The following is a 9,017-nucleotide window of genomic DNA, read 5'->3' on the forward strand; positions in this document are numbered from 1 at the left end:
CCAAAGAGCTGTGCGACCTTCCTTCACTTCTACTATAAAAAAATAGTAGCACAAACCATGGCCATGGTTTGTACTACTAATGTTAGTATGTTTTTTATCTCATTTACTTGCTGTTGCAAAATCGGTTGAGAATGTATTCCTTTAAGTAGGATTCCCATAAAATATTGATTTTTCCCTGCAAAGTTAAAAAGTTGTTCAAAAAGATGTCTAGATGATATGTACGAGTCTTGTATAGAAGCCTTTTCTGATCGATAGCCCATTGAAATTGTATCTAATATTGCTAAACGACCTTCGTTCAACATTTGGGCAGCAATCATTTCTTTACTTTTAAAATACCAATAAAACGTTCCTTGAGATACATTAGCTTTTGCTACTATATCCGAAATCTTCGTATTATCGTAACCTTGTGTTGCAAACAATTCTAAAGCAATAGAAAGAAGCTGTTGTTGACGTTCTTTTTTGCGTTTATCTTGTGTTTGAATGATAGTCAACTCCCTTGATTGATTCGTCAGTCAAATAAAGCCTATAAGATTACTTAGTTTTAGTCAACCATTATTACTTAAATAAATTATTTTTTATACAAATTAATCGTTTTTTTGTTTTAAAATAAAAAAACTAAAAACTACTGTACTTCCCTTTTATATTCTTTAGTCAAATTAGCTAAATAGGTATATTATGTAGGTTCTTCCTCAACGACAATGAAATTTGATACGCTTGACAAAAATTAGTTATTTCATTTGATAAATATGAAGTATCGCCTGGTTATATGGGTATAGTGGAGTTTATTATTCCAACTGAAGTTATCCAAGATCAATTAGTTAGCAATGCATATTTAAAATAGGGTTAGTAATTAGAAGTATAATACAGAAGTATTGTTTTCTATTGCCTCACAAAAAATAACTATCCTAATTACTTTGACATTTACTTTAAAGTAAAGTAGATACTCATACTAGATATAGGCTTAGGAATGAGACCCAATTTAACTGGTAATGGCATTGGAATAGAATTTCTAAAGGCGGGATTAGAGTTTGCTGAATCAAAATACTCCCAAATGAAATAACATTATCAGTGGCAACTTTCAATCAAAGAGCAATTAATGTATATAGAAAAATGGGATTAATGATGTTAATACTTTTATGCAAATACAAATGGAAGTAGTTTAAAGTTTTTGAAAATGATTAAGGCTTACAAATAATTTTTTTAAAGTTGGCTCTTTTTTATCTTCTAGACTAACAAATATACAGAAATTATTTTTCGTTGTACACCTTTTCTAAATCAAGTATTAATCACTTCAATTTTGTTAATGATAACTAAAGAGGAGGTGTGATACTATGACTCAACAGATTCTTTGCGAAGTTAATAACTGTACGTTTTGGGGCTCTGGAAACAAATGTACTGCAGCTGCAATTTATGTAGTTAGTCAAAAAGGTAAACAAGCATCCAATAGTGAAGAAACAGATTGTAAAACATTCTCACCAGAAGAAGAACTTAATTAGGATACCCTAAGATTGCAGACAAAAGGCAGTTGGATTGAGCTCATTCCAACTGCCTTTAAATTTTTTCTTAAATCTTTCTCATTAAATCTTATAAAGACCAATTTTCACTTCGTAATTGGACCTTGTTTATTGATCTGGAGAAGCGTCCACTCGACTCCTACGGAAAAAGCGAGGCATTCCAGACCCTGCAGGAGCGTAGCAACTTACCGCTCGCCCGCGGAAAGCGAGTGGTAAGATTTGGAAAACTTGATCTATCCTGTAGATAAATAAAAAGACTGTAGATAAATCCGAATTTCTTCGAGTTTGTCTACAGTCTGACATCTATTAAAATGAATGAGTCAATAGAAAAGTAGAAAGTAGCATTTTATTGGTTTGGAGAAGCGTCCGCTCGACTCCTGCGGGAAAAGCGAGACAGACGAGACCCTGCAGGAGCTTAGCGACGAAGCGGCTCGGCGCTCGCCCGCGGAAAGCGAGTGGTAAGCTTCGGAAAACCTAATCTATCCTGTATAAAAATGAAAAGACTATAGAAAACTCGAATTTCTTCGCAGTTTGTCTACAGTCTGAAGTCTATTTAATTGAATGAGTCAATAGAAAATTAGAAGGCAACATTTTATTGGTTTGGAGAAGCGTCCGCTCGACTCCTGCGGGAATAGCGAGACAGACGAGACCCTGCAGGAGCTTAGCGACGAAGCGGCTCGGCGCTCGCCCGCGGAAAGCGAGTGGTAAGCTTTGGAAAACCTAATCTATCCTACGTGAGGGTAACCATTAATATGGTCACCCTTTCCTATTCTTATTATTAATAAGTATTAACATTAACCTTTTCATTTTTAAATAATAGGTAGTGGGCATTTTTCACTTTTTCTTCAATATAGTCTAACGAGTAGTTACCAAATGGATCTGTTAAGTCACCGATTGCTCGAGATAGATTATCAATCACAGGACTCAACGTATCAAACTGTTTCTGCTCTTTACTTGTATTTATCTCATCCATAATTTCATGAGCTAGGTGTTGAACTCTCCGTAAGCGCATTTCTTTTGTATAAATAACATGCTCCTCCTTAATCAAACATTTTTGTTTCAATATATGGCAAACAATAGGCGTTCATGAGTACGTACTAGCAATAAATCCACTTTTTTTCAAGACAAAATGAGTACAACATCTTCCCTTTAACTCTTTCCACGAATTGAATTTCCGCTTTTTTTCACAGTCTGTATATAGTTAATACAAAATACATAACTATTTTTTTTAGCACCTTCCTTCCATCTTCTAATAAAAACAAGGCAATGGAAAGTCACAAATTTTCTTTTCATAGCTAATTCTTTAACAACTCTTTACTCTACCAATTTCGACCCTTAATAGCAGGATATGGTTGTTTGGTATTCAGAAATATGATAATATTGATTCATCTAAGAAAGGTGGCGTTTATGATGAAAAACATTACTACAACTCAATATCATAAGAACTTAGGAGAACTGATGGGCGAATAATTAAGCATTTATTTTTTAACATGCTTAAATTAGCTCGTCCACATTATAGGAGGAGCATTATGCTTAATAAACAAGGATTTAATTTGTGGGCAAATGATTATGATCAAACTGTACAAGTAAGTGAAGATAATAATTTGTATCCATTTGCAGGATATAAACAAATTTTGAGCGCTATTTTTAATGAAGTAATGCAAGAAAAGCAAGCTAGGGTTTTAGATATAGGTTTCGGGACAGGTGTTTTAACAAATAAACTATATGAAAATAATTATCAAATAGATGGTTTAGACTTTTCTGCTAAGATGATTGAAATTGCCCAAACTAAGATGCCACTGGCTAATCTAATGGAGTGGGATATATCGAATGGTTTACCCGAACAATTAATGGATAATAAATATGACTTTATTGTAAGTACGTATACATTACACCATTTATCAGAAGAAGAAAAAGTGATTTTTATTGAGAGTTTACTATCTTTACTTTCTGAAAATGGAAAAATATTAATTGGTGATATAGCTTTTCAAACACAAGCAGAACTTGAAAATTGCAGAAAAGATAGTATTGAATATTGGGATGATGATGAATTTTATTTTGTTTATGAAGAAATAAAATCTTCATTGCAAAATCTAGCTAAAATTGAATTTCACCCTATCTCTCATTGTGGCGGTCTATTCGTTATTTCAAAGTAAATTATTCTAACAAAAAGATAATTAGTCGATAGTTATGACACAACTTAAAGAGGTCTACTATCGTTCTGTCTGTGGCTAAACAGTAATTTTACTCATTCATAATAAACAAAAGTACAACCCACAATTCGTTAAAAAATTGTGGGTTGTGCTTTTTTGCAATTCCTTCGTTTGAATTTACTTATGCTAATCAATCATCAATATATCTTTTACTTCTTGTTCTGTCATGGAGGTTAAAGAATCTTCGCCAGACTGAATTACTTCGTCTATAAGGTGCTTCTTTTTTTGTTGAAGCTCATATATTTTCTCTTCTATCGTACCCTTTGCCACCAAACGGATTACATGAACTTCATTTTTTTGCCCCATCCGATGGGCGCGATCTGCCGCTTGCTGCTCGACCGCGGGATTCCACCAAAGATCATAAAGTATCACTGTATCTGCACCTGTCAAATTTAACCCGGTGCCTCCTGCTTTTAAAGAAATGAGAAAAACATTCCCTTCTCCTTTATTAAATCGTTCACATAATTCCACACGATCTTCGGGAGGAGTTTGCCCATCTAAGTAAAAATAAGGTACACCTTGGTAGGCCAAATGGCGTCTAATAATGCTATGCATTTGAGTGAACTGCGAAAAGACTAACACTCTTCTGTCCGAATGACGACATTCATCTATAATTCCGATTAATTGTTCGAACTTTGCTGAACTTCCTGTATAGTCATCAACAAATAAAGAGGGATGGCAACAGATTTGACGTAGTCTAGTTAGACCAGCTAAAAATTTGATGCGATTTTTTTGAAAACTACCATTTCTTAAATGCTTCAAAGTTTCGTTTTTCAATTCAGCTAAATAGGCTGAATATAATAGTTTTTGCTTTTCTTGTAACTCCGAAAATTGCATTGTTTCAATTTTATTTGGTAACTCTTTCAAAACTTCTTTTTTCAAACGTCGTAATATAAAAGGACGTACTCTTTTCGCCACATTATCTCGACTTAATTCGCTAAAAACCCTTCTATTTGGCAATAATCCTGGAAACACGATGTGAAATATAGACCAAAGCTCATCTAAAGAGTTCTCTATTGGTGTTCCTGTAAGTGCAAATCTGTAATCTGCCTGAATCATTTTCACTGATTTTGCGGTCTTGGTAACTGGATTTTTTACCGTTTGAGCCTCATCCAAGAACAATGTATGAAATGTCTGCTTGCTGTAAAGGGCTAAATCCATTCGTAATGACGGATAAGAAGTAATAATTACATCTGCTTCAATAGATTCCTTCCATAAGGACATTCTTGTGACTTTATTGCCATCAATAATTTGCACCTTTATATGGGGAGTAAATTTTTCAAACTCATTCTTCCAATTATAGACGAGAGACGAAGGTGCAATAATTAATATCGGCTTTTTTTGAGCTCGGACATCTTGTAGTTCTGATTCGATAAAAGCAATGCTTTGAAGTGTTTTTCCTAGCCCCATATCGTCTGCAAGAATGCCCCCGAATTTATATTTAGCCAGCATTTTAAACCAACCAAAACCAACTTTTTGGTAATCGCGAAGTATTGGAGTTAAAGCACTTGGTACTGCACTCTCTATTTTTTCGGGATCTTTTAAGTTTTTTATAAGCTTAACGAAATTTTCACCTGGATCCACTAATTTACTTTGTTCAAGTGAATCGATTAATTGCATCCCCTGAATTAATGGAACTCGTAATTCTTCTCCTTGAAAATCTCTTGCAGATAGCTCCAAATCACTTATGACTTGGTATAGCGCCATGAATTCGGGGGTCTCTAACGATACTAATGTGCCATTAGGAACTCGGTAATACTTTCTTTTTTCCTCTAATGAGGTTAGTATATTTTGAATTTCGGATTCTGATATTCCCTTGATATCAAAACGGAAAGCAAGCCAATCTGTTCTTTCTCCTACTTCAACTTTTATCCTCGGACCTGTATACCCTTTATGGATACGCATCTTCACGGAAGTTGTCGCATAGATTTGAACCAATTTTTCTAAGTCAGCAATGTTATGATGCAAAAATTGATATTCCGCTTCTTCATCGTATAAATAAAACCCACCAGGTGTTTGAGTAAATGAATTATCAAGCAATAGCTTAATAATTTGTTCTTCTTTAGTACGCTGACGCTTAATCCCTGGGATATGTGGATATGGTTGATGAGTTTCTTCACAAGGATTGATGACGACTTGGTCATAATGGAACTCCAAACCTGCTAGCAATCTATGCCTTACTCTGTCCAGAAATAATTTGGCTTTAAGTGGCGTTTCCCCCATTCTTTTTGAAACGCTTTCGGCAATAGTCACCTGCCCTAACTTCATCAAACCAGGTATAACATTTCTCATAAAATGATCAATTTGATTTTCTGAGATAACGAGCTGGTGTGTTCCAGACTGATCTAACATTTCTTTTAATCCTGCTAAGCGGTAACAGTCTTCCTGAAGAATTTTGTACAATATGCCTTCTGAGAAGGCATATCCATAAGCTTTTAATACGGTTATCTGTTCTAGGCCTTTAACTTTCAGGTGATAGTCAACTGTATGCACTTCATCAAATTCAAAACCTAAAGGAAGTTCTTGACCAAACTTTACACCTTCATAAACCTTATTTTCCATCATAAATCGTACTGCAGATGCCTTAGTTAATAAGGGTATCAATTGCTCCCAATCCGTTGCAGAAATTAGTATCATCTCATCATGTAAGTCCATATTACTTTTCACACGTTGGCTTCTTATCAGAAATTGTAGGATATCATCCGATTCTCTTGGAAAGCTGTGATGCTCAGGTACATATATCAATCCTGGCGAATATTCAAATGGTTCTCTCAGCTCAAGTCTTTTGAGAAACTGTGATACATTCGTGATGTCATGTAATGCATTAATACCTACCCTTAACTGAATTCCGAATATATACTCCTCGTTATTCAGTAAGACTGGCAGGCACGTAAATTCAACATTAAGCGACTGCCTATTGTCAAAATGCAATCGATGGGCACTTGGTTGCTTCGTTTTTTTTTCAAATAAGCCTAGCATTCTGTTAGCCAAGGCGTTTTCAATTTGCTGTGTCTCTTCAATAGCTAATAGGACCGCTGCAATATGCTGGCAATAAGTTTTAACAAACCCGATTGGCGGACAACTACACTTGGCTGCGATTTCTCCATCAGAATCTACTTCCACCGTGACATCAAAATCAGCTCCCGCTTTTACACAGGCTTCAATTATCGAATCACCTTGTTGAAAAGAATGAACATTTACTTTTCCCGTCTGGTAATAAGATTTACCCTTTTTAAAAGCGACTTCACCACACAAATTCTTTATATTTGTTTCATTAGTTAAAAAATCCATCATTCGGTCCTTTCTCAGCTTCGACAATACACTACACGTATTCATATTTAATAACTTATTATTTATTTTCTCATACAAATCATCTAAGGCAAAACATTTTACTTGTCATTTACTTCGGATATAGCTAAGTTTGAGTTTCTTTAAAATCGGTTTACAATTTCTAATCCCTATTAACTTAAATATAAGCTATATACGTTTCGAATTCACCGCAAATATTGTTGTAGCTCCTTGGACTTCCAGGCCAAATAAACCCATTGATTTTGTATAGTAGCCATGCGGATTTTTTATTTCACTATTCCTCGCTTCAATTTTTATAAAGCAAAAGAAAAACGTATTCAATTTCCATAAATTACCTTAACATGAAGAGCAAGCAGCTTTTCAAGAAACGGAAAGATTCAAAGACTTAGCGAAAAAGCGCTATACAGCCATCTTGTCATGGACAAACCTTACATTTTTGTATGTCAAAGTAATACGTTTGTGTTTGATTTTTACCTACGTCTTTTTATTCGCTCTCGCTTTTCGAATCGCCATATACCCAGTTAGACAGACATACCGGCATCTTGATAAAAATCAAAAGTTGTTTTATTTGGATTGTGTTTCTACAATTTCCACGACTTAACGATAATATGCTAATTCCTCTGTGATTCCATTTGAAGTTGGTTCTAATGGAAATTTCCCTTTTATCATTTCATCGAATTGATAGACAGCGTAAAGCGTCATATAAGGGCTTAGAGTGAATGTTTCTTGTTCGGAAATCATGGACAGCACCACCTTGAATTAGTCCTTTCATAATAAAGGGTTAGGTGTGAATCGGAAAGAATGAAAAACTCAGAAAAACGATAAAACTAGTTGATTGGAGTGCAGGCGGCGACTCCTTGGGGAACTAGCGAACATCTTGAGACCCCGCAGGAGCGTTAGCGACGAGGAGGCTCAAGATTCGTCCCCAGGAAAGCGTCCGCCGGAACGGAAATTAACGGCATCGAAGAAAAAGCCCTGGAAGAAACGATTAATCGTTTCCACCATGGCTAAAATTCATTTTATGGACTTTTTCAGTACCCTTCAAAAGGGCGGTTAGCTACACTGTATAACTTCGAAAGTTGCTTGTTCGAAAAGTTAAAAGGACTTGGCAAGACGGAATCCAAGGTCGTCTATAAAAAACGACGGATGGCTACGACGTCGACACGTTGCTCCACACCCCCTGGTCTCTTCAGCCCAGCTACCTCCTCGGAAAATTCGGTAGGAGCCGTACACTTCTTCATCATATAAATCCCAACACCACTCCCAAACATTTCCTAACATATCATGTAGACCCCATGCATTCGGTTCCTTTCTTCCTACTTCCTGGATTTTGCCTCCTGAATTTTGATTATACCAGGCAATCTTATCAAGCTCTCCGTATCTATATCCAGTAGTCCCTGCTTTACATGCATATTGCCACTCTGCTTCTGAGGGAAGCCGGTAGCCGTTTGATTCCCAATCACATATAATGTTTTCACTATCATTACTTATAGAGTAACACTCTTTCAATCCAGCTTTCTGTGAAAGTAGATTACAAAAAGAAATTGCATCATTCCAAGAAATATTCACAACCGGTTTTAGATCTCCGTCAAAAGAATTATGTGATTTATTTGTAATAGCATAGTATAAATTCATAGTTACAGGATACCTAGCAAGAAGAAACGGTCTTATTTCAACTTTCCATTTACTTTTTACTCTATCATCTCTTAATTCTATTTCTCCCCCCGGAATTTTCACCATTGGATAGTCAATGTAATTCTTTATTTTATTTGACACTTTTCTTTCCTCCTAATGATCATGATTTTATAAATTCCACAGACATTGTTGCTACATCATTAAAGGGTCCATCCACTTTTTTGATGGCCGTGATAACAGTTGATGTTTTGATATGACGAATTGTAATATTAAGTGCAACACCAAGACAAAATAGAAAACGCCCATAACGATTCCGTGTAAAATGTAAGTTACCACACTAAACATC

At 35.4% G+C, this 9,017-nt stretch carries 7 protein-coding genes and 1 pseudogene; 3 read left to right on the forward strand and 5 right to left on the reverse strand.

From position 1 onward, the window contains the following. Positions 1-32: 32 nt before the first annotated feature. Positions 33-491 (reverse strand): TetR/AcrR family transcriptional regulator, encoded by a 459-nt coding sequence (locus ACQKMD_RS21145; RefSeq protein WP_427754483.1) that lies wholly within the window; start codon positions 489-491, stop codon positions 33-35. Positions 492-721: 230 nt separating this feature from the next. Between ACQKMD_RS21145 and ACQKMD_RS21150 the strand changes: the two are divergent. Then, positions 722-841 (forward strand): annotated as a pseudogene (locus ACQKMD_RS21150) (RsiV family protein); the annotation flags it as partial. A gap of 490 nt (positions 842-1,331) precedes the next feature. Continuing rightward, positions 1,332-1,496, forward strand: coding sequence for a DUF1540 domain-containing protein (locus ACQKMD_RS21155; protein WP_427754485.1), 165 nt, complete (start codon positions 1,332-1,334; stop codon positions 1,494-1,496). Between the two features lie 796 nt (positions 1,497-2,292). Here ACQKMD_RS21155 and ACQKMD_RS21160 read toward each other — a convergent pair. After that, complete coding sequence (locus ACQKMD_RS21160; protein WP_427754489.1) at positions 2,293-2,526, reverse strand: hypothetical protein; 234 nt, start codon at positions 2,524-2,526, stop codon at positions 2,293-2,295. 517 nt (positions 2,527-3,043) lie between these two features. Between ACQKMD_RS21160 and ACQKMD_RS21165 the strand changes: the two genes are divergently transcribed. Then, on the forward strand, positions 3,044-3,670 hold the full coding sequence (locus tag ACQKMD_RS21165) for a class I SAM-dependent methyltransferase (RefSeq protein ID WP_427754486.1): 627 nt from the start codon (positions 3,044-3,046) through the stop codon (positions 3,668-3,670). Between the two features lie 183 nt (positions 3,671-3,853). On the opposite strand, the gene ACQKMD_RS21170 is transcribed toward ACQKMD_RS21165, so the two are convergent. From ACQKMD_RS21170 to ACQKMD_RS21180, 3 genes are all read right to left on the reverse strand, one after another. After that, a complete protein-coding gene (locus tag ACQKMD_RS21170) occupies positions 3,854-7,018 on the reverse strand; it encodes an SNF2 helicase associated domain-containing protein (RefSeq protein WP_427754491.1) in 3,165 nt (1,054 codons plus the stop codon). Between the two features lie 615 nt (positions 7,019-7,633). After that, positions 7,634-7,777, reverse strand: a complete 144-nt coding sequence (locus ACQKMD_RS21175) for a hypothetical protein (protein WP_427754487.1) — start codon at positions 7,775-7,777, stop codon at positions 7,634-7,636. A 354-nt stretch (positions 7,778-8,131) separates the two neighbouring features. Beyond that, positions 8,132-8,776 (reverse strand): formylglycine-generating enzyme family protein, encoded by a 645-nt coding sequence (locus ACQKMD_RS21180; protein ID WP_427754492.1) that lies wholly within the window; start codon positions 8,774-8,776, stop codon positions 8,132-8,134. Positions 8,777-9,017: the final 241 nt, after the last annotated feature.

Source organism: Viridibacillus sp. NPDC096237 (assembly GCF_050278625.1).
Lineage (GTDB): Bacteria > Bacillota > Bacilli > Bacillales_A > Planococcaceae > Viridibacillus.